Source organism: Pedobacter sp. 22163 (assembly GCF_052045595.1).
Lineage (GTDB): Bacteria > Bacteroidota > Bacteroidia > Sphingobacteriales > Sphingobacteriaceae > Pedobacter.
The window spans coordinates 44,227-65,189 of sequence record NZ_JBQEPM010000015.1 but is presented as its reverse complement, the minus strand read 5'-3'; the positions used below and the strand labels follow the sequence as shown (position 1 = coordinate 65,189).

Genomic DNA, 20,963 nt, shown 5'->3' with positions numbered 1-20,963 from the left:
TCCATTATTTGTCTTGCAATACGCTAGCAGATAAATCTTGCATTTGGTTGATGTGTCCACGGTACATATTGCCCCAGTCAGACATTGCATCCAGCATCGGTTTCATGGTACGGCCCAAATCGGTTAGGCGATATTCTACTCTTGGCGGTACTTCCGGAAAAACAACCCGGGTAATAATCTGGTCTTTTTCCAGTTCTCTTAACTGCGCCACCAACATCCGTTCTGATATGCCTAAAATGTCTTTTTTAAGCTCGCCATACCGCATGGTGCCATAAGAAAGGCGACACAATATTGCGGGTTTCCACCTGCCGCCAATTACGGACAGCGATGAAGACATGCCACAGCTGTCGATCATCATTTTTTCGTTCAAAGCATTGGTTGATGTTTCTTTTCTCATTTCTTACTTTTTTGTTAGTACCTAACAATTTGTTGCTTACCTGCAAATGTAAAGTATCTCTTCTAATTTAGTAGAAAATTTAAAATATACACATGAAAAAATTAACAGATAAAATTGCTTTGGTAACTGGAGGAAGCCGGGGCATAGGTGCAGCGATTGTAAAAAGATTAGCTGCCGAAGGTGCGAAAGTAGTATTTACTTATGCCAATTCAGCCGAAAAAGCTTTGGCCGTAGTGGCTGAGGTTGAAGCTGCAGGTGGGCTTGCTGTGGCATTAAAAGCAAGCAGTACTGTATCAGTAGAAGTAACTGGCGCAGTGGCTAAAACAATTGCCGATTTTGGCCACATTGATATCCTGATCAATAATGCCGGTATTTACATTGGCAAAGCCTTTGAGGAACATACTCTAGAGGACTATAATGAAATTATGGCCGTTAATGTACAAGCCGTTTTTGTGGCCGCTTTAGCTGCGGTAAAAGGCATGCCCGAAGGTGGCCGGATTATAACCATTGGCAGCAACATGGGCGATAACGCTCTTGGTCCTGAAACCACTTTGTATACCATGAGCAAATCGGCGCTTCAGGGTTTTACACGCGGTTTAGCACGCGATCTTGGTGCTCGAAAAATTACGGTAAACCTGATTCAGCCCGGACCAATAAATACCGATATGAATCCCGCAGATGCACCATTGGCTGATTTCTTGAGAACCCGTATGGCTTTGCCAGATTACGGTACGGTAGAAGATATTGCATCATTTGTAAGCTTTATTGCAAGCGAAGAAGCCAGATACATCACCGGTTCGTTTTTAACAATCGATGGTGGATTGAACGCTTAAAGCAACCCGCCAGTAAAGCCAGGCTTTGGTCGGGGCGACAAACCTTGGCCAAAATATCGTAAAAAAAGATGATACTAAATCATCTTACTATTAACCGCACGTGAAAGGGCTTCAACCATATTACTCACTTCCAATCGTTCAAAAATCCGTCGCCTATAATACTTTACGGTATCAGAGGCGACAAATATTTTTTCGGCAATTTGGTTAATGGTTAAACCTTGGGCGTGCAATTGCAATATTTCGATTTCCCTCTTGCTGAGTTTTGGTTTCTGTGATTTCTGCCAGATTTTACTTTCGATATTTAATTCCCACACATCATCGGTGCCTTGTTTGTAAATACAGATATTACCAGCCTGCTGATGGTGCGAGATGGAGACAATACACATCGCTTTCCACATCTTCCCTTCGCCAGTTAAAAATAAGGGGGTGAGTTTATGGTTAATCAGTGTGGCTTTACCTTCCGGGTTAATCAGATGAAAATCGTAAGTAATGCTATATTGTTTTTTTTCTCCACCAGGCAATTTTGCGAAAAAATCGAATCCCGCTTCGTTAATCAGACTCAATAATATGAGATCCTTTTCAGGTACATTTTTAAAATAAAATTCATAGCCTAAATCCAAAACTTCGTTAGGCGAATAACCACATAAAAATAAAGGATTTTCTGAAACGTACTCAAATGCCATTTTTTCGTAATCGATAACATATACGCTTTCGTAGGTTAAACGTGCAAAAGCTTTTATAGCTTCCATATAATCTTGCTGCTGAAGATCTTCGGTTGATATTTTTTCAACTTTATTCTTGGTCAGCAGAGCGGAGGCGATGTTGTCTTTCATTTAAGGGATGGCTTAATAGCAAATTTACACTAAAGTGTAGCCTTTGAAAATATTTTTGTACCCACTTTTATAGAAAAGATTTTGAATGATGAAAAAATGGTCTGAATTAAGCTTGGCAGAATTAAATAAAACCAGGTCGAAGTTAAAGGGTGCCTTAATTGCATTTATCATATTAGGAGTGCTTATTTCTTTAGTCTTGTTTTTTCTCAAGGCAAAATTGGTATTATTCATCCCGGTAATGGTGCTGCCCATCACCTGGCTGCCTATTTACATCTCCATAAAATCGGTAAATGATGAGATCAGATTACGTAATACAACAAATATTAATCAATAAATTATATGCATCCTGATCTAATAAATTGCAAAAACTGCAGTCATGTTGTAAATAATAATTTCTGTGGCCGTTGTGGTCAGCCGGCGCATGTTAAAAGGGTAGATGCGCACTATATCTTACACGAAATACAACATATTCTACATTTCGAAAAAGGAATATTGTTTACCGTAAAAGAACTGCTCATCAGGCCCGGCCAAAATATTAGAATATTCATTACCGGGAACCGGAGCCGTTTGGTAAAACCGGTTATATTTATCATCGTTAGCTCGTTAATTTATACCGTAATTAGTCATTTCTTCCATATCGAGGAAGGTTATGTTGAATTTAAGGAGGTAAAAAAAACAAGCATTGGTTTAATTTTCGATTGGGTACAGGGGCATTATGGTTATGCCAATATTTTAATGGGTGTTTGCATTTCCTTGTGGTTAAAATTATTTTTTAAAAAATACAGCTACAACTTCTTCGAAATATTGATCCTGCTGTGCTTTGTAATGGGAATTGGCATGTTAATCATTTCGTTTTTTGCCATTGCTGAAGGACTTAGTAAAATCAGTTTCATGAAAGTTTCGGGCATTACAGGGGCAGTTTATACTACATGGGCTATAGCGCAGTTTTTTAATGGGAAAAAAGTGGCAAGCTACTTAAAAGCAATTATTGCTTATAGCTTGGGAGTGTTAACATTTGGCCTCGTATTAGTGATTTTTGGAGTTTTAATCGATGTGTTGATCAAACATTAAACAGACATGAAATTTCCATATTTTACCATGATCGCTATCAAAAATAGATGCGACTTAGAACTTATGATCATCCTTTTTTTATGTTAATCAATATGCTGATTTACAAACCACTTTGCCATTGCTTTCTGCAGTTCGCTAATCTCCATCACATTATCTGTAGCCCAGGCTACAATTCCGTCAGGGCGGATCAGTGCAGCACATAACCCCAATTGTTCTTTCGCAGTTGTCGAAATATAATCAATTTGTCCATTGTATTCACTAGCTAACTTTTTGATTGAAGTGTTTTGGTCGAAATCAAGCAGTATTCCTCGGCCATTGTACATTAGTTCGCCAATTTCCGTTCCGTTTTCAAATTCAAAGTTAGGAACACTGCAACCAACCAGTGGATGCATGCCATTTATATTAATTTGAGTAGAAACACCCCAAACCCTCCCCGCAAAATAGGTGGCACCATCAGTGGTATTGATAAGATCGGTAATAATGGCGTGTAAGGCACGGGCATTAGGGTCGGGTTTCATAATTGCTACTTGAGCACGGGACCAATCGAGTACCTGTGCGCCAATTGGGTGTCGTTCTATGCTGTAGCTGTCTAATAAACCCTCGGGAGCTTTTCCCTGGATGGTGGCTGCAAGTTTCCAGCCCAGGTTCATGGCATCACCCAAACCCAGGTTAAGCCCCTGGCCACCTAATGGTGCATGGATGTGGGCAGCATCACCAGCTAAAATTATGTGTCCGTTGCGGTAGCTTGTAACTTGCCTTGCCCGGTCGGTCCAGGTGCTTGCAATATGGAGTGTACTGATGGTGACATCGGTGTTTGAAACACGGCGCAGTACCTCTTGCAGATGTTCTCGTGTAACTGGCTTTGCCGAACCATGAAATGCACCAGCATCAAAATCCTGTATGGCCAGGTAACCTGGCTGCGATTGCATGTACATCCCTGTTGAAGTAATGTTTCGGCCTGGTTTAAGCAACTCTGGATTGAGTATGTCTACCTTAGCTGAGTAACCTGTAAATTCGGGCTCAGTTCCGGCAAATTCGAAACCGCCGGTTTTGCGTACTGCGCTCCGGCTGCCATCACAGCCTACAAGCCATTTACTTTCGAAAGAATGCGCACTCGCCTGTACAGTTATACCTTTGTCATTTTGATGGAGACCCGTAACGGCAAAACCTCGTTTAATTTCAACGCCCAAGATTACTGCACGTCGGGAAAGTACCGTTTCCAGCTCCTCCATTTCAGTAATTAAACTGGTAGGTGTAGCATTCGGTAAGCGATATTTCCATTGGGTGATATCAATATCGCCGTCATGAAATGGAATACCAGCGAAGTGCCCTGCCTGGCGGCGGGCTCCCTGCACAGCATTTTGGTGAGGGTTTTTAAGGTGTTTATGTATTTCAAGTTCTTGAAGCAAGCCACGGCGATAAAGCGCTTCAATAGTTGGTGCCGATAAGCCACGGATACCGAAGGGAAGCTGTTTTAAAGGAGAGTGAGCCTCTACTGTTTTTTCGAGTATCAATACCCGACATTTGGCTAAGGCCAATTCGCAGGCCAGGAACAGGCCTACAGGGCCTGCACCAGAAATGATAACATCGTAAGAAGCAGGTATGTGTTTGGTTTTTTTTTTAAGTGTTGTGTTCATATCGTATGATTGAAACACAAAATTTAGCAATGTACTTAAGTTAGGCTTGTATAAACGCGACAATTCTCCGTTGGGTTCAGGATGAGAGATTAAGCAGGTCGTTGCTTAACGCCTGTTTGCCTTTCTTTGCCTTTCGGGCGAATGCTGCAGGGCTAGTGCCACTATAACGTTTAAATTCTCTGCTCAAGTGAGGCTGATCCGTAAAACCAAACTCATGCGCCAAACTGGCCAGGTTGGCGTTTGGATCATGCCACAATCGGTTGCGTACCTGCTCAAAACGCATCAGGCCCGATACATCTTTAACTGTATGGCCAGAAGATCGTTTAAAGTTCCTTTCCAATGTGCGCACTGTTACATGGGCCGCCGCCGCAACCTCACTCACAGGTATAGTACCCATTGCTTCCTGCATTGCCATTCCAGCTTTGAACAACATGCTGTTCGCAGCAACCTGCGCCCTTGCCTGTAAGAAATATTGCTTTACTTCTGCCACCGCCTCATCTATTTTTCCATCAAGAATAAATGCGCTCAGTTTGGGTTGAAGCTGGGCCATGGGGTGCTCAAATATATGTAATCCATGTTTGTTGGATGGGAGACCGAGCAAATCGAATACAGTCCATGGAAAGCACCTGATCCCGACGATCTCAAAACGGTTTTTTGCGTAAAAAATAGCAGGCTGGTTAAGTAATCCCATCATAAAAGGTGAGGGTAAGGGTTGCAATTCACCATTGGAAGAAATGTTACAGCCGCTGCCAAAGTGAAAAATAATCTCTGCGTAACCATCAGGTACAACTTCAAAGCTTGATAGCTCTGCTCCAGATACTCTTCTGTTGTACCAAAAGCACTTTATCGTATCCTGCAGCTCCTCTGGAGGTTCGAATTCTTGATGATGCATTTTTAATTGCGGCATATTCTAGGGGATTGCATGCAAGTATAGTGCTAATTATACTTATTTTCAATTGGCAAAAACTTCGTAAGGATTTTCGTTATCTGATTTCTTGAAAGGGTGGCTAATGATTATATTCGTCTATCAGAAAAAAATCTGACGCTTCTCATGGATGAATTTGAAAAAAAGGGCAGGAACGATATTCTTCGCTCATTGGCAAGTATGCTTTTGTTCAGCATATATGTATTGGTAACTTATCATGTGGCCTTGGGGTACATAGATAAGTCTAAACTTGTAGTGCAAGTTATTAGGTTAGTGCTAACAGGACTGATGCTCTACCTGGTATTTAAAGGCTATAGTTGGGCTCGAAATCTTTTTACTGTACTTACTGCTCTGAGTATGTTGATCCTGATACCAGCGATATTCAATGATAGTGCAATTGAGAACAAGATTCCCCTGTTTACCGGTTTGATCATCTATTCTTTAGCTTTATACAGAGTGAATTTTTTAGCAAGTGCAAAAGCTTATTTTGAATATATCAAGGCAAATCGATGAGGATTTGGACATTAATTTTTCTTGCCATCTGTGTAGTTGTGACCATTGCTGTGGAAATCTATATCAAACGTAACAAATGACATTTTTAATCTTATACCTCGAAAATAACTTTAAAACTTGCTCCTTCCCCCGGGATTGAATTCACCTGAATCTTTAAGTTAAAGTAATTCGCTATGCTTTTTACAATGGCAAGCCCCAACCCATAGCCCGCATTTTCGGCATGGCCGGTTTTTTTAAAACGATCAAATACATGTGGTATATCTTCTGCTTTAATACCCTGGCCACTATCGCTAACCTGAATAGAATAATAACCTTTTTCAAGATGATCTGAAATCTGAATACTTCCATTTTCTTTGTTAAACTTAATGGCATTGTTAATTAAGTTATAAAAGAGCTGAAACAAAAGATCATGGTTGATGTGGCTTAAACGTTTGTTATGGCTAAGGTTGATGTCGATCTGAATGTTTTTTTCTTCGAGCCTATGGCCTATTTCTTCCACTATTTCATTAAAGAGCGTTTGCGGTTCTATCTCATCCTGTTTGGAGAATTGCTCATTTTCTATTCTTGAAATGAGTAGGAGCGAACGCGATATTTTCTTTAACCGCTCCAGTGTTTTCATCATATCAACAATGTGTTCCTGTACCGCTTCGGATGCCGATTCTTCAGTAAGCAGGTTTTCCATCTTGTTTTGTAAAATACTAATGGGCGTCATAAACTCATGAGAGGCATTGGCCGTAAATTCACGCTCCTTTTCAAAAGCCTCGTTAATCTGGTCCATTAATGAAATGAGCGAATGATCGAGGTATTTAAAGTCTTGTGTACTGGTGTTGATATGGCCATGTTTCTTTTTAAAGGGAAACCGGCTATTGGTTAGCCTTAATTTGATAATCTGACCGAGTGGTTTAATTAACTGCCGGGTAAAAATCAAATCTATAATAATACTTAAGGCAATAAGAATGATGAGCACGTACAAAGCAAAACGTTGGAGCGCATCGTTATAAAGGTTGATACTGGCGGTGGCTTTACCGATTTCTAAGAGATAGTTTTTTTGGTTTTTTTGAAAAGTAAAACTCAGTACCCGATACGCGATGGTATCTTGTTCTACAATACGTTTGGTATCGCGTATGGTATCTAATTTCAGTGTTTGTGCTACCGTTTCGAGTGCAATGTATTCATCTTTCAGCATGGTGTAGCTTCCATAACTGTTATCCCCTTCGAAGTAATAATCTATTCCCTTTTTATTGATGTTTTGGAGTACTTTTTTCTGCTGGTTTCTAAGCGAAAAGTTGGTGTAGTTAGAAGCAATCTGCCCGATCAGAAAAGGAAGCAATAAAATAAACAGACCTACAATAGCGAGTTTAGATCCGGTAATAAATAAAGTAAGTTTAGTAGATAGTTTCAAATTACTTCTTAATTCTATAACCAACGCCTCTAACAGTTTCCAGCCATTCGGTAGGGGCGTAAACATTTAATTTCTTCCTGATATTTTTAATGTGTGCATCAATGTAGTTCGAGTCGTAATCATCATCAACAAAGTTGCCCCAAATATGTTCGCTTAACTGCATCCGGGTAAGCACCCTGTTTTTATGCAGTAAAAGGTAGCTTAGAAGATCAAATTCTTTGCGCGAAAGTTCAATCTGCTCTTCCTCAAAAAATACAAAACGTTTTTGCAGATCGATGTTAAAGTTTCCGAGCGGAATTAACGCTTCGGCCACTTTAAATTTTCGCCTGGCAATGGCCTGCATCCGCGATTGAAGTTCGGGCAGAAAGAAAGGCTTCGCTAAATAATCATCTGCACCCATATCTAAGCCCGCCACCCGGTCTTCTAATTTTCCTCTGGCCGTAAGAATAATATAGGCCGCATCCGGGTTACTTTTCTTCGCCTTGCTGAGCAGTTCGAAGCCATCGCCATCTGGCAAACCTAAATCAATCAGCACATAATCATATTGGTTTAGCGCTAGCTTATTAGAACCCTGTTTAAAACTATGGGCCAGATCGCACAAGAAGAAAGCCTTTTTAAGAAACTTTTCCATTTCAAAGGCAAGTGTTTTTTCATCTTCAATGATCAGTACCTTCATGCGGATTAAAATTGGTAGTAAACTGCTAAACCAAAGAAAGACTGCTGGTGTTTTACATTTTCTTCTTTTCTGTTTCCAAGTATGGAGAATTGATAACTGGCCTCTGCAAGGAAATTTCCATTACTCCAGTTTAAAGGTAACTTAAAATTGTAAGACAATAGTTTAAACTGATTAACGGTGTTTTCAACTACCTCGGTTGTGCTCCCGTTAACAATTCCGGGAGCGGTATCACTTTTTCCCTTTCCATTCCCATTCGGGTTCTGCCTTTTGTTTTTTTCGATGATATAGGTTTCGTAAAAGCGGGTGGTGCCTGCTGTAATCTCTACAGCAGGCGTAATTGAAATAAGATTCTTTTCGTTGAACACCGTTCCCAGTTCAATTTCTTTTGAATTTCCGAAACTGATAAATCCATCGGTTTGCTTTCCGAAGGCCAAATCGAGACTAAGATCCGTTTTAAACCAAGGCCACTGGTAGGCAGCCGATGCATTGATGTTATTGTTGTTGGATGCCTGAAGCAAAGGAGAATTAGCAGGGAAAAAAGAATGGGTATAGGCTAATCCGGCGGTAAATTTTTCATTAAAATCATAATCGTAACCTACGCCCAAATCTGTTTCCGAAATGGTTGAGCCATAGTTTAAGAGCTTATAACCACCGCCAGAAAAATATAAACCGCCTGGAAACCGTAAGGTAGCGTTAAAGAGTACATAGGGGTATTTTTCAGGGGTAACCTGCCCGTAATAATTAATGTTACTGTTGTACATGGCCGCAAGTGTAAGCGTAGCTTTGGTCGAATCTTGCTGTGCCTTTACATTTGATATCACCAAAAATGAGAAGAAAATTAAGAGACGGATGCGCATATATTTATGGCCTTTTAATCTTAGGTTTAATAATTTTGATGGGCTTTACCTTTACATTGGGCTTTACCGCCATGGGTTTTAGCTGTTTCTTGGCTTTTGGTACTTCTTTGATCTGAATTGGCTCTGGTTTTTGATTTTCGGGCTGCTTGTCTTTTTTTGCCTTATCCTGTTTCTTAATCAGTTCTTCCTGCTGATTTGAAACAGTTAAAGCGGTAGAATCTTGTTGCACGGCAAAAACGCCCGATAACGGGGCAATTGCCAGGCAAAAAATAACGGCGAATCGGATCATTTTATAAATATAAAAAAAGTTTACCCCCTAAGAGGTAAACCCTACCTAAAAACCACCATACATGGTGCGCTCACATTTCAAAAGTAGAATGGCAACATGAAATTAAGATGAAAAAAATAAAATTTAAATTTCATGTTGGTTTCATCTTGGCCCCTCAACTTTGAAGCGTAAAACTTTAAATAAAATCTACAGTTATGAAAACAAATTTTGTAAATACCATTTTAGCCGTCTTCGTTGTAATCGGGATGACTGCCTTTTATGGATGTAAAAAAAATGAATCAAGCCAGGGAACAACTAAAGTTCAGATTAAAATGACCGATGCCCCGGGTAACTTCGATAAGATTAATTTAAGTGTAAAAGAGATTGTATTGGTATCGGGCGATAAACCTTATGTATTTGCAGCCAGTGCAGGTATATTCGATATTCTTGATTTTAGGATCGGCACCAGTAATCCTGATATTTTGGTTGCTTCAGGTGAAATGCCTTCAGGTGAAATTACCGAAATCAGACTGGTACTTAACGAAACCGGAAATACAATTGTAGTAAATGGGGTTCAGCAGGAACTTAAAACGCCAAGCGCACAAACATCAGGCTGGAAGGTGAAATTAACCGCTAATCCTGAACTGGTTGAAGGTGCTGCTTATACATTACTATTAGACTTTGATGCAGCGAAATCTATTGTAAGCACCGGGAACGGAAAATATTTATTAAAACCAGTGGTACGTGGCATTGCATCAGCAACTACCGGATTAATTTCGGGAACTGTTTTGCCTTTAGCAAGCCATCCAGAAGTATTGGTTATTGCTGGTACAGATACTGTGGGTACCGTTGCCGACCCTTTAACAGGTAAATTTACAGTTGGTGGCTTATCTTCAGGTACCTACTCGGTTAAATTTGCACCGGTTGTTGGTTATAAAGATAGTACCATTACTGCTGTTAAAGTGGCTTTAGGGCAAAACACTTCATTGGGCACGGTTACTTTAAAACAGTAAAACCCATTATTCATATCTAAATTTAAAACGATGAAAAAGCTATTCTTGCTGTTGTTACTCGTGGTAAGCGGCAGCCTTACTTTTAAAGCTCAGGCCCAGGTAAGTGTAAATATAAACCTTGGTGCACAGCCTGCATGGGGTCCGGCTGGTTACGATTATGTAGATTATTACTACCTGCCAGATATTGAGAGTTATTATTATGTGCCTAAAAAACAGTTTATTTATATGGGTGCAGGAGGCTGGGTTTTTACCACATCGCTTCCACCGAGATATAGCGGATATGATTTATATAACGGCTACAAGGTAGTAATTAACTCACGTCAGCCTTACCGTTATTTCGAGACCCACAAAGTAAAATATGCCAAATTTAAAGGTAACCATGGGCAATCGGCAATAGGGAAGAGCAAAGGACAGAAATATTCACCTGCAAAGGGTAATGCCAAGGTTTATAAAGGCGATAAAGGAAAACCCTCACTGCATTTTAATAAAGGAAACGGAAATGGCAAAGGCCATGGAAACGGTAAGGGAAAACATTAGTTGTTTGTGTAATAAAGAAAGAAACCCTCCAAATTTGGAGGGTTTTCTTTTTTAATTTCTTTTTTGTTGGCCTGGCGCAAAAGGTCTGGCAGATTTTGAACCTGTTCCTTTTTTAGCTTGCCCCGGAGGAACTTTTCCGCTATTACCAGCAGTTCTGGTACTATAACAAGCACTGGTAAGCAGCATTGCCGATAACGCTACAATAAGATATATCTGTTTCATAATAATGATGTAGCGATAACTGTGCCAATTGCTGTTCTCTCTTTTAATCAAGTCATGAATTTACTATCCCAGAAAATCTTTGGGATAGGTTTGTTGATTGTATTTTAAATCCATCTCTTTTAAAAACGCTTTTCGCTCCGCTGTTAGTTCAGGAATCGGCAGCGTTTGCCCAGGAAGAACAGGTATACCTATTTCCTGGAATAGACTTTCCAATCCGGCGGGTACTACCGTGCAGAGCAACCGAGCAGGTTTTTCTGAAATGTTCTTAAAGCAGTGAATGGCTCCACCAAGGGGGATATTTACAAAGCCATCTTTTGAAACGATTTGTTTGCCATTTTCTGTTTTAAACTCCACTTCTCCCTCCAATACATGGAACATTTCCTGTGTATCGGGGTGGGCGTGTGGTGGTGGGCCACCTCCTGGAGGAACAGTCATTTCAATAACCGCATAGTTGCCATTGGTTTGCTCACCAGAAATGATGATCCTGTAATTACCGCCTGCTATACCTAAATATTCGCCTTCATTTTTATTAATGATTTTGATATTGGATTCCATCTCTCTTAGATTTTTCGATGTATATTTTTACGCTTCAATCCATTGGCTAAGGTCATTACCATGATCTGATCATCAGCGATCTTCCTATTTTAATCCCCTTTCTTTTAAAAGGTTCTCTAATTCCTGATTGTTATATTTTGAGTTGTTGGTCAGCTTATAAATGAAAAATAAGGGGATGAGTGTTAAAAAACCTAAACTGTTTTTCATCACGCTGAAAAATACAACACCGATCAAAAATCCGATTAATATTGCATTGGTTATAGCTGCCGATTTCCTTTTTTTTGCTTCCTGCAGCAATTCTTCATCTGTTAGTTCCGATAGATTTTTTTGTTCCATTTTCCGTGGTTTTTGAGCGTAATCTCTTGTGGGTAATTCTCAAATATACGCGATAGACACAACTACTGAAAGCGATAGATCAGGTTTAATTAAAAAAGCCCATCTTTCGATGAGCTTAATCAAAAGGTTATTTAAGAAAGCCGTTCGAATAAGCTATCAATGAAAGATTCAAAAAGAAAGGTCGTCATTGCGAGGAGGAACGACGAAGCAATCTTTCATACTAGTGATCCTTACCATAAAGATTGCTTCGGCGGCTAAAAAAGCCTTCTCGCAATGACGATTCCTCACAGCCTCTTTTAAGCCTAACTCAGTCTTATGCAAACTTTTTCTGCAACCATTTACGTACCGGTTCATCATACCACTTTAATGCGGCATATGCCAAAATAATCCCGCCGACTAAAATGAGCAGGGCATAAGGCCAGGCCTGCACAATTGTTGTGCCTTTATGGTTGCTGATCCAGGCCACGTAAAAATAAACCAGTGGATAATGTACCAGGTAAAGTGGATACGATATGTCGCCTAAAAACTTGCATATCCTTTGCTCTCTTTGCGTTTGCAGCACACTACTGGCTCCAAGGTATACGATAAGTGGGAATATGATGATGATGCAGACAGATTCATAAACCCCGTTCATCCAAAGGTGCTCCGCTCCTCCAATGCGCGGCATATAAAGGACCAAAGCCACTAAAAGGCTGCACCATAAAAAGGCATTTTTAATTTGGATGGGATTGGCGATGCGCGAAAGTAACAAACCTGCAAAGAAGGGGTATAAGGTACGGGTAAAGCCAATACGTACCTGTTCTACATTCAGTGTCCAGCCGCCACTTACATCGCCGTTTGTAATGGCCAGCTGTGCCAATGCAATAGCAGCGATAACGACTAAGATACTTGATGCCGTTTTAGAAAACTTCCTGATCCACACCGCATAAAGAATGTTGGCAATGTATTCAAAAAACAATGACCAGCCCACACTATTCATGGGATGCATTTCTTGCCAGCCACGTATATCAAGCGATAGTGGTATAGGCAGGATGGTATAGCCAATAAGCAATACCAGCAGCATCTTCCAGAGTGGAATGGTATGGATGAGCGGCCATATGGTAGAATCTGTAAAATAGAATCCGATGGCACCAAGGGTCATCCCCAAAATTACCATGGGTTGCAAACGTACAATACGGCGTTTGAAAAAACTGCCTACACTCATTTTATTCCATCTGTCGTCATAAGCGTAGCCCATTACAAAACCCGACAATAGAAAGAAAAAATCTACAGCCAGATAACCATGATTCACCAGGATATCGAGGTGCCCGGTGCCTAAGGGCTCGGTTAAGTGAAAGGTAACAACAATTATAGCGGCGACACCGCGAAGGCCATCTAATATAGGGTAATGTGGCTTGGTGGCCAGTTCATTATTCAGGTTAGTACGCATGTAAGGGCTTGTAAAATTGCAAGCCGTAAAAATAACCAACATTCTTTACCCCATAACTTTGCATCTATAATGATACGTAACGTATTAAGGCTGCTGAAGAGATAAATTGTTTTTTAACCATCAATCAAAACCGGAATTAAAATAAAAACGGCTTTATGGGGTGTACGACCAATTGCATATCCGATCGTCATCCTGTCCCGAAACTTCGGGATCAGGATCTTTCCTGCTACAAAAGATGCTGAAACGAGTTCAGCAGGACGTGATGGACTTGAAATATGCAATTTGTCGTGCACCTGGCTTTATGAATTAAAAACATTAATCATTACATTTGCCCTTGGTGAAAAACTTTGTATTCCTTTTTTCTCTTTATCTGATCCTTCTGGGCCTAATGCCCTGCCAGGACAAGGAAGATATGGTTTCCAAGTCTCACACAGAAAGCACTGTGCACAGCGATCAATCAAAAGCTGAGCATATGCATGGAGAATCCTGCCCGCCATTCTGCAGCTGTGCCTGCTGCTCGGTCGGTCAGCACTTTCCAACTGAAAAGTTAGCAGATCTGATTGTTCCTGTATTCTGTAAACCATACCCGGTTTTCCAGTGCTCGGCATTGAAAAAACAACCACTCGATATCTGGCAACCACCTAAACTCGTTTAATCAATTTTTTTATCTCATGGAGCTGTCCATGAAAGCATGCTTTTTTACATGCACAATTTTGCACCATGAGGTGCAATGATGCCCTGCTATTTATTGATTTTTGAATTAAACGAGAATGCTGAACAGAATAATACAATTCTCCATCAGGCAGAAACTGCTGGTGGGAATTATGATACTGGCGCTGATTGCCTGGGGCATATACTCCCTTAGGCAGCTGCCCATAGATGCCCTTCCCGATATTACCAATAATCAGGTCCAGATTATTACCTCCTCACCAAGCAACGGTGCAGAAGATATTGAGCGCTTTGTAACCTACCCGGTAGAACAGACCATGGCCACTATTCCCGGAATAGAAGAAATTCGTTCCTTTAGCAGATTCGGCCTTTCAGTTGTAACAGTAGTGTTTAAGGAAAATATAGAGATTTACTGGGCCCGCCAACAAGTGAGCGAAAGGCTTGCCGAAGTAGAAAGAGCCATTCCGAAGGGGATCGGCACGCCTGAGATCGCACCATTAACAACTGGACTAGGAGAGATTTACCAGTACGTTATCCATCCCAAAAAGGGATATGAAAAAAAATATGATGCCACCAAGCTCCGTACCATTCAAGACTGGATTGTTCGCCGCCAGCTTCTGGGCGTAGAGGGCATAGCGGATGTGAGCAGCTTTGGGGGATACCTCAAACAGTATGAGATTGCCCTTAATCCCGATAAGCTCAGGAGTATGGATATATCCATCAGCGACATTTTTAAGGCACTTGAAAAAAATAACCAAAACACTGGCGGATCTTACATTGATAAAAAGCCCAATGCCTATTTTATCAGGAGTGAGGGACTTATTAATAGCATTGAAGACATTGAGAACATCGTTGTGCGGACCAATGAGAATAGCATTCCCGTGCTGATCCGAAATGTAGCTGAAGTGCGGATCGGTGCAGCCACCAGGTACGGTGCCATGACCAGAAACGATCAAGGCGAGGTAGTAGGGGCTGTAGTAATGATGCTAAAGGGCGCCAACTCTTCCAAGGTTATCGCAAATGTAAAAACACGGATGGATCAGATTGCAAAGAATCTTCCAGAGGGCGTGGTGATCGAGCCATTTCTCGACCGCACAAAACTGGTAGACAGTGCCATTGGTACGGTGACCAAAAACCTGGCAGAAGGCGCATTGATTGTGATCTTTGTACTGGTATTGCTTTTGGGGAATTTCCGTGCCGGATTGATTGTGGCCTCGGTTATTCCACTTGCCATGCTTTTTGCCATATGCCTGATGAACCTTTTTGGCGTCAGCGGAAACCTGATGAGCCTCGGCGCTATAGACTTTGGGCTAATCGTAGACGGAGCGGTAATTATAGTGGAGGCATCTCTCCACCATCTAGGTATCCGGAAAAACAAGAACAGATTAAGCCAGCAGGAGATGGATGCCGAAATTTTTGAATCTGCTTCCAAGATCCGTAACAGCGCCGCTTTTGGCGAAATCATTATCCTCATCGTTTACCTGCCGATTCTAGCCCTGGTTGGTATAGAAGGTAAGATGTTCAGGCCGATGGCTCAAACGGTGGCTTTTGCTATCCTTGGCGCTTTTATCTTGTCGTTAACTTATGTGCCGATGATGAGTGCGCTGTTTCTAAACAAAACCATCAGCACCAAAAGAAATACCTCAGACAGGATCATGTCTTTTTTTCAAAGGATGTATACCCCAATGCTCAATTTTGCACTCCGGGCAAGGGTGGCTGTTGTGGGCATTGCCATAGGATTATTTGCCATTTGCCTTATTATTTTCAATTACCTGGGCGCCGAATTTATTCCCACGCTAGAGGAGGGCGACTTTGCGGTAGAAACCAGGGTGCTTACCGGAAGCAGTCTTTCTCAGACCATTGAGGCTGCTACACGCGCTGCAAAGGTATTAAAGGCAAATTTCCCTGAAGTAAAAGAGGTAATCGGAAAGATTGGCTCTAGTGAGATTCCAACCGACCCCATGCCGGTAGAAGCCTGTGACTTGATTATTATCTTAAAGGATAAGGGCGACTGGACAAATGCTTCGACGAGAGACGAGCTTGCAGGAAAGATGCAGGCAAAGCTTGAACAGTATATTCCTGGGGTTACTTTCGGGTTCCAGCAGCCCATCCAGATGCGCTTTAATGAACTCATGACTGGCGCCAGACAGGATGTGGTTATCAAGGTTTATGGAGAGGATTTTTCGAAACTGAGTACTTATGCAGCTAAGATTGGGGCTATAGCCAGAAAAATCGAAGGGGCTCAGGATATCTATGTAGAACAGGCTTCAGGACTTCCACAGGTGATCATTAAATTTCATAGGGAAAAGATTGCGCAGTTCGGACTGAACATCGAAGATGTGAATACGGCTATCCGCTCGGGATTTGCCGGAGAGGTGGCTGGCCTGGTGTTCGAGGGCGAAAAACGGTTCGATATGGTTGTCCGCCTGGAAAAAGAAAACAGGCAATCGCTTGAGGATGTGAAGAACCTGTTTGTAACTGCACCCAATGGCAACCAGATCCCGCTGGAGCAACTGGCTGATATCCAGTACAGGGAAGGGCCAAACCAGATCCAGCGTGATGATGCAAAGCGACGGATTACCGTTGGTTTTAATGTGAGGGGAAGAGATGTGGAAAGTACTGTAAAGGAAATCCAGCAGAAGATTGATAGAGAGGTTAAGTTTTTACCAGGATATTATCCAACCTTTGGTGGCACTTTTGAGAACCTGCAGGCAGCCACCAAAAGATTGGGTATTGCCGTACCACTGGCCTTATTACTCATTTTACTGTTGCTTTACCTTACTTTTTCATCGATTAAACATGCGCTTTTAATTTTTACCGCAATTCCATTGTCGGCCATTGGTGGCGTATTTGCCCTTTGGGCGCGGGGTATGCCGTTTAGCATCTCTGCAGGCATCGGCTTTATTGCGCTTTTTGGTGTAGCGGTATTGAATGGCATTGTACTGATCAGTGAATTTAACAGGTTAAAAAAAGAAGAAATGAACGATATGCTCGAAATTATCAGAACAGGAACTTCAGTTAGGCTTCGCCCGGTTATTATGACGGCCCTTGTAGCCTCTTTGGGCTTTCTTCCAATGGCGATCTCTGGCGGAAGCGGTGCTGAAGTACAGCGTCCATTGGCAACGGTTGTTATCGGTGGATTAATCTCTGCCACATTACTGACCCTTTTGGTACTTCCAGTGCTTTATATCTGGGTAGAAAAAATGGGCCGCAAAAAACTAAGAATCGCTCCTATAGCGGGAATAATTGTAGTGTTTGTTACGTTGTTTGGATTTCAGCCTGCTAAAGCTCAGACGCCGTTGACCCTAAAACAGGCGATATCTTCGGCACTGGAAAACAACAGGGCGATTAGCGGGGCTAACCTTGGTGTAGGGCTGCAACAGGCACTCAGGAAAAGCGCCTTCGAAATGCCCAAAACTGAAGTGTCTATGCTTTATGGGCAATATAACAGTCTGATCAAAAACGACAACAACTTTACCGTTTCGCAAAGCATTCCCTTTCCAACACTTTTCGCTGCAAATGCGGCATTAGGGGATGAACGTATCAAATTAGGCCAGCTTCAGGTGGCTTCAAGTAAAAACGAACTCATTTTTCAGGTGAAAACGGTTTACACCAATCTTCAATACCTTTATTCGAAGGAAAAACTGCTGCTCGAGCAAGACAGTATTTATAAGGGTTTTGTAAAATCAGCTTCGCTAAAATACAAAACAGGTGAGGGTAACCTGCTTGAAAAGGTAGCCGCAGAGACACAGCTTAAGGATGTACAAAACCTGCTCCATCAAGACCGGTCTGATATCGAAATTTATAAAACGCAACTGGCTACGCTTCTTGGCAGAGGTGAGCTACCCCTAATCGCCGACAAGTTTTTAAAGGAAACACCCGAAATTTCGATTGGAGATACGGCTCTTCTAAATGAAAATCCAGCCATTGCCTATTTCAGGCAACAGATTGTGATTGCCGAAAAACAGCGCAAAGTAGAACTCGCGAAAGCAATGCCCGATTTTACCCTGAGTTATTTTAACCAGTCGCTAACCGGTTTTCAAAATGTTAACGGCAGTGATGTTTTCTTTGGCCGCGATAAACGTTTTCAGGGCTTTCAGGTGGGGCTTAGCGTTCCGTTATTTTACAGCGCCTATGCTGCTAAAGCAAAGGCCGCATCCATTAACAGGGATATTGCCTCGAACGACCTGGAACTCCATCAGCGAAAACTAACAGGTCAGTACCAGCAGGCCCTGGGCGAATACCTGAAAAACAGGAAACGTTACGACTATTTTATTACTTCTGCCCTAAGCAATGCGGCACTGATATTAAAGAACAGTCGCATTGCCTACCAGAACGGAGAAATAGGCTATTCCGAATACCTGTTAAACCTTAAACAGGCAAATGGTATTTACGAAGGGCGCCTGATGGCCCTGCTCCAGTTAAGCCAGAGCATTAACCAGATTGAATTTTTAACCGGTAACAACAAATCATTTTAAGCATAAATCTCATGAGATCCATATATAAATATCTTACCCTGCTGTCCTTTCCATTTTATCTGGCTGGCTGTAGCAGCCCCAATACAGAAAAGGAGCCCGAAAAAGAGATCGTTCACGAAGAGCGCGATATTGTAACACTTACCCCAGAGCAGTACAAACTATCAGAAATTACGCTTGGAGATATTGAGTTGAAGGAATTAAGCGGAACGACGAAAGTAAACGGTATGCTCGATCTTCCTCCGCAGAGCCTGGTATCTATTTCTACACCGCTGGAAGGTATTGTAAAAAGTACCGATATGCTACAGGGAAAACGTGTAGCCAAAGGGGCGCTCGTAGCCGTAATGCAGAATCCGGAATTCATTCAGATGCAACAAGACTACCTGGACTATAAAAGCCAGCTACAGTTTTTAAAGCAGGAGCTCGACCGCCAGGAAGAATTGGCAAAAGAAAACGTAAATTCCAAAAAAGCACTTCAGAAAGCAAGGAGCGAATACCAGAGTATGAGTGCAAGATTGCTTGGACAACGTTCTAAACTTTCCATTATGAACATCAGTTTTGCGGTACTGGAAAAAGGACAGATCCAGAAAACCTTTAACCTCTATACCCCAATGGCGGGTTATGTTACGCAGGTTAACACCAATATAGGTGCCTTTGCCAGCACTACCGATGTGCTCTTCAAAATTGCCGATACCGAGCACCTGCATGCAGAACTTACAGTATTTGAAAAGGATGTACCCAAGCTTAAACTTGGGCAGAAAGTCCGCTTTGTATTGGCCAATGAAGAAAAGGAGCGCATGGCTACGGTTTATCTCATCGGCAGGGAAATTAGCAAAGAACGTACCGTGCAGATTCACTGCCACCTGGATAAGGAGGATACACAGCTGCTTCCGGGCATGTACCTTAAGGCTTATGTAGAAAGCGGCATGAACAAGGTTGAAGCACTACCCAATGCGGCTATTGTTGAGTTTGAAGGCAAAAAGTTCGTATTTATAGACCAGCCTGTTGATAAGGGCAGTAACACTTACCGGTACAGGATGATGGAAGTAAAAACAGGTGTTGCCGAAAATGGTTACACCCAGGTTTCTTTCGCCGGGCAGATCAGTGATGTAAAGGTGGTGACAAAAGGTGCCTACGATCTGTTAAGCAAGGTAAAGAATGCTGAAGAAGAAGGTGAGGAGCATTAAGTGTTTAAGCGCTGTAGCTGGTAGAATATTGATGTCATAAATAACATCTGTTTTTTTTAAAGATCTGTCTACGCGTTTGAACTGCACCAATTTAAATATTAACTTTAGTCGCCAGATAAATTAAGATGACTACAAGAAGAAATTTTTTGCAAACAGGGATATTGGGGCTGACTGCCACAACGCTAATCAATGTCCCGTCAGTTTTTGCAGCGCCTGCTAAAGGTAATGCCCCGGGTAAAGACGCTTTTAAATTAGCGATTGCCGGTTATAGCTTCCTTAACTTTAACCTCGACGAATCACTTAAAATGATGAAAAGGGTTGATGTACATTACCTCTGTATTAAAGACTTTCATTTGCCTTTTAAAAGTACAGCAGCAGAAATTACTGCCTTTCATGCTAAATTAAAGGATAATAACGTAGTGGGATATGCCGTAGGACCAATATACACCAAAAATAAAGAAGAGATCGACAATGCATTTGATTATGCAAAAAGGGTTGGTGTTGATCTGTTGATCGGAATTCCGGCGCATGCAGACCTGGAATACGTTGCCCAAAAGACAAAAGAATATAATATTCGTTATGCCATTCATAATCATGGCCCGCAGGATAAACTATATCCAAATGCAGAAAGCATCTATAATCTCATTAAAAACCTGGATCAACGTGTTGGGATATGCTTTGATATGGGGCATAACAAAAGATGGGCGGGATTCAGTTGCAGACCTTCAGAAATTCTCGAAACGGATTTTTGATATGCATTTAAAGAATGTAACGGTAGCGGCAAATGAAGGTACCACTTGCGAACTCGGCCGTGGCGTAATTGATATTCCCGCATTCGTAAAAATGCTGAGAAAGGTTAATTACCAGGGCTGCTGTAGTTTAGAGTATGAAAAAGACATGAAAGATCCCCTGGCAGGAATAGCTGAATCTGTTGGCTATTTTAGGGGTGTTTGTGATGGCACCCGCTAGTTCTGTTTGCAATTAATGATAAATTCATAATTGATATGTGGTCCTTTCCTTCGACCGCATATCAATTTATACCTCCTGTTTGGAATTGATCTGCGCGCTTAATCTTACCAAGAGACTATACACTAATGATACTATATTTGTGAAAACAATTAATGCGAA

The 20,963-nt window shown here is 41.6% G+C and carries 22 protein-coding genes; 10 read left to right on the top strand and 12 right to left on the bottom strand.

The features are described 5' to 3' along the window. Positions 1-4: 4 nt before the first annotated feature. Entirely contained in the window at positions 5-397 is a 393-nt protein-coding gene (locus tag ACTJKN_RS26285) for a winged helix-turn-helix transcriptional regulator (RefSeq protein ID WP_440828589.1), read from the bottom strand. 92 nt (positions 398-489) lie between these two features. Between ACTJKN_RS26285 and ACTJKN_RS26280 the strand changes: the two genes are divergently transcribed. Then, a complete protein-coding gene (locus ACTJKN_RS26280) occupies positions 490-1,230 on the top strand; it encodes an SDR family NAD(P)-dependent oxidoreductase (RefSeq protein ID WP_440828588.1) in 741 nt (246 codons plus the stop codon). Positions 1,231-1,304: 74 nt separating this feature from the next. On the opposite strand, the gene ACTJKN_RS26275 is transcribed toward ACTJKN_RS26280, so the two are convergent. Then, on the bottom strand, positions 1,305-2,063 hold the full coding sequence (locus ACTJKN_RS26275; RefSeq protein WP_440828587.1) for a response regulator transcription factor: 759 nt from the start codon (positions 2,061-2,063) through the stop codon (positions 1,305-1,307). Between the two features lie 85 nt (positions 2,064-2,148). Between ACTJKN_RS26275 and ACTJKN_RS26270 the strand changes: the two genes are divergently transcribed. Together ACTJKN_RS26270 and ACTJKN_RS26265 are read left to right on the top strand one after the other, a co-directional pair. Continuing rightward, positions 2,149-2,397, top strand: coding sequence for a hypothetical protein (locus ACTJKN_RS26270; protein ID WP_440828586.1), 249 nt, complete (start codon positions 2,149-2,151; stop codon positions 2,395-2,397). A 5-nt stretch (positions 2,398-2,402) separates the two neighbouring features. After that, positions 2,403-3,134 carry a DUF3667 domain-containing protein gene (locus ACTJKN_RS26265; RefSeq protein ID WP_440828585.1) on the top strand — a complete coding sequence of 244 codons (732 nt, stop codon included), beginning with the start codon at positions 2,403-2,405 and terminating at the stop codon, positions 3,132-3,134. Positions 3,135-3,217: 83 nt separating this feature from the next. On the opposite strand, the gene ACTJKN_RS26260 is transcribed toward ACTJKN_RS26265, so the two are convergent. Both ACTJKN_RS26260 and ACTJKN_RS26255 read right to left on the bottom strand, forming a co-directional pair. Then, positions 3,218-4,771, bottom strand: coding sequence for an FAD-dependent monooxygenase (locus ACTJKN_RS26260; RefSeq protein WP_440828584.1), 1,554 nt, complete (start codon positions 4,769-4,771; stop codon positions 3,218-3,220). A 76-nt stretch (positions 4,772-4,847) separates the two neighbouring features. Continuing rightward, positions 4,848-5,663, bottom strand: coding sequence for an AraC family transcriptional regulator (locus ACTJKN_RS26255; RefSeq protein WP_440828583.1), 816 nt, complete (start codon positions 5,661-5,663; stop codon positions 4,848-4,850). Positions 5,664-5,822: 159 nt separating this feature from the next. Between ACTJKN_RS26255 and ACTJKN_RS26250 the strand changes: the two genes are divergently transcribed. Continuing rightward, positions 5,823-6,209, top strand: a complete 387-nt coding sequence (locus tag ACTJKN_RS26250) for a hypothetical protein (RefSeq protein WP_440828582.1) — start codon at positions 5,823-5,825, stop codon at positions 6,207-6,209. Positions 6,210-6,300: 91 nt separating this feature from the next. On the opposite strand, the gene ACTJKN_RS26245 is transcribed toward ACTJKN_RS26250, so the two are convergent. Genes ACTJKN_RS26245 through ACTJKN_RS26230 form a run of 4 tightly spaced genes read right to left on the bottom strand, consistent with a single transcriptional unit; the run spans position 6,301 to position 9,433 of the window. Further along, positions 6,301-7,677 (bottom strand): sensor histidine kinase, encoded by a 1,377-nt coding sequence (locus ACTJKN_RS26245; RefSeq protein ID WP_440828581.1) that lies wholly within the window; start codon positions 7,675-7,677, stop codon positions 6,301-6,303. Continuing rightward, positions 7,613-8,287, bottom strand: coding sequence for a response regulator transcription factor (locus ACTJKN_RS26240; protein ID WP_440828580.1), 675 nt, complete (start codon positions 8,285-8,287; stop codon positions 7,613-7,615). Before ACTJKN_RS26240 ends, ACTJKN_RS26245 begins: the two co-directional genes overlap by 65 nt. A 5-nt stretch (positions 8,288-8,292) precedes the next feature. Then, the gene (locus ACTJKN_RS26235; protein WP_440828579.1) at positions 8,293-9,144 is read right to left on the bottom strand and encodes a hypothetical protein; all 852 of its coding nucleotides are present in this window, start codon (positions 9,142-9,144) and stop codon (positions 8,293-8,295) included. Positions 9,145-9,148: 4 nt separating this feature from the next. Beyond that, positions 9,149-9,433, bottom strand: coding sequence for a hypothetical protein (locus ACTJKN_RS26230; RefSeq protein WP_440828578.1), 285 nt, complete (start codon positions 9,431-9,433; stop codon positions 9,149-9,151). 194 nt (positions 9,434-9,627) lie between these two features. Here ACTJKN_RS26230 and ACTJKN_RS26225 point away from each other — a divergent pair, with 194 nt between their 5' ends. Continuing rightward, a complete protein-coding gene (locus ACTJKN_RS26225; protein ID WP_440828577.1) occupies positions 9,628-10,425 on the top strand; it encodes a DUF4382 domain-containing protein in 798 nt (265 codons plus the stop codon). Between the two features lie 30 nt (positions 10,426-10,455). After that, positions 10,456-10,962: a hypothetical protein gene (locus ACTJKN_RS26220; RefSeq protein WP_440828576.1), complete on the top strand. Its 507-nt coding sequence runs from the start codon at positions 10,456-10,458 to the stop codon at positions 10,960-10,962. 51 nt (positions 10,963-11,013) lie between these two features. On the opposite strand, the gene ACTJKN_RS26215 is transcribed toward ACTJKN_RS26220, so the two are convergent. From ACTJKN_RS26215 to ACTJKN_RS26200, 4 genes are all read right to left on the bottom strand, one after another. Then, on the bottom strand, positions 11,014-11,184 hold the full coding sequence (locus ACTJKN_RS26215; protein WP_167346147.1) for a hypothetical protein: 171 nt from the start codon (positions 11,182-11,184) through the stop codon (positions 11,014-11,016). 63 nt (positions 11,185-11,247) lie between these two features. Next, positions 11,248-11,739 carry a cupin domain-containing protein gene (locus ACTJKN_RS26210; RefSeq protein ID WP_440828575.1) on the bottom strand — a complete coding sequence of 164 codons (492 nt, stop codon included), beginning with the start codon at positions 11,737-11,739 and terminating at the stop codon, positions 11,248-11,250. A gap of 84 nt (positions 11,740-11,823) precedes the next feature. Then, positions 11,824-12,075: a hypothetical protein gene (locus ACTJKN_RS26205; protein ID WP_440828574.1), complete on the bottom strand. Its 252-nt coding sequence runs from the start codon at positions 12,073-12,075 to the stop codon at positions 11,824-11,826. Between the two features lie 313 nt (positions 12,076-12,388). Further along, on the bottom strand, positions 12,389-13,504 hold the full coding sequence (locus ACTJKN_RS26200; RefSeq protein ID WP_440828573.1) for an acyltransferase family protein: 1,116 nt from the start codon (positions 13,502-13,504) through the stop codon (positions 12,389-12,391). A 770-nt stretch (positions 13,505-14,274) separates the two neighbouring features. Here ACTJKN_RS26200 and ACTJKN_RS26195 point away from each other — a divergent pair. The 4 genes from ACTJKN_RS26195 (at position 14,275) to ACTJKN_RS26180 (ending at position 20,804) form a co-directional block, all read left to right on the top strand. Further along, positions 14,275-18,651 carry a CusA/CzcA family heavy metal efflux RND transporter gene (locus tag ACTJKN_RS26195; protein ID WP_440828572.1) on the top strand — a complete coding sequence of 1,459 codons (4,377 nt, stop codon included), beginning with the start codon at positions 14,275-14,277 and terminating at the stop codon, positions 18,649-18,651. Between the two features lie 11 nt (positions 18,652-18,662). Next, positions 18,663-19,835, top strand: coding sequence for an efflux RND transporter periplasmic adaptor subunit (locus ACTJKN_RS26190; RefSeq protein ID WP_440828571.1), 1,173 nt, complete (start codon positions 18,663-18,665; stop codon positions 19,833-19,835). Between the two features lie 125 nt (positions 19,836-19,960). Next, positions 19,961-20,587 carry a sugar phosphate isomerase/epimerase family protein gene (locus ACTJKN_RS26185; RefSeq protein ID WP_440828570.1) on the top strand — a complete coding sequence of 209 codons (627 nt, stop codon included), beginning with the start codon at positions 19,961-19,963 and terminating at the stop codon, positions 20,585-20,587. 1 nt (position 20,588) lies between these two features. Then, positions 20,589-20,804, top strand: coding sequence for a sugar phosphate isomerase/epimerase family protein (locus tag ACTJKN_RS26180; RefSeq protein WP_440828569.1), 216 nt, complete (start codon positions 20,589-20,591; stop codon positions 20,802-20,804). Positions 20,805-20,963: the final 159 nt, after the last annotated feature.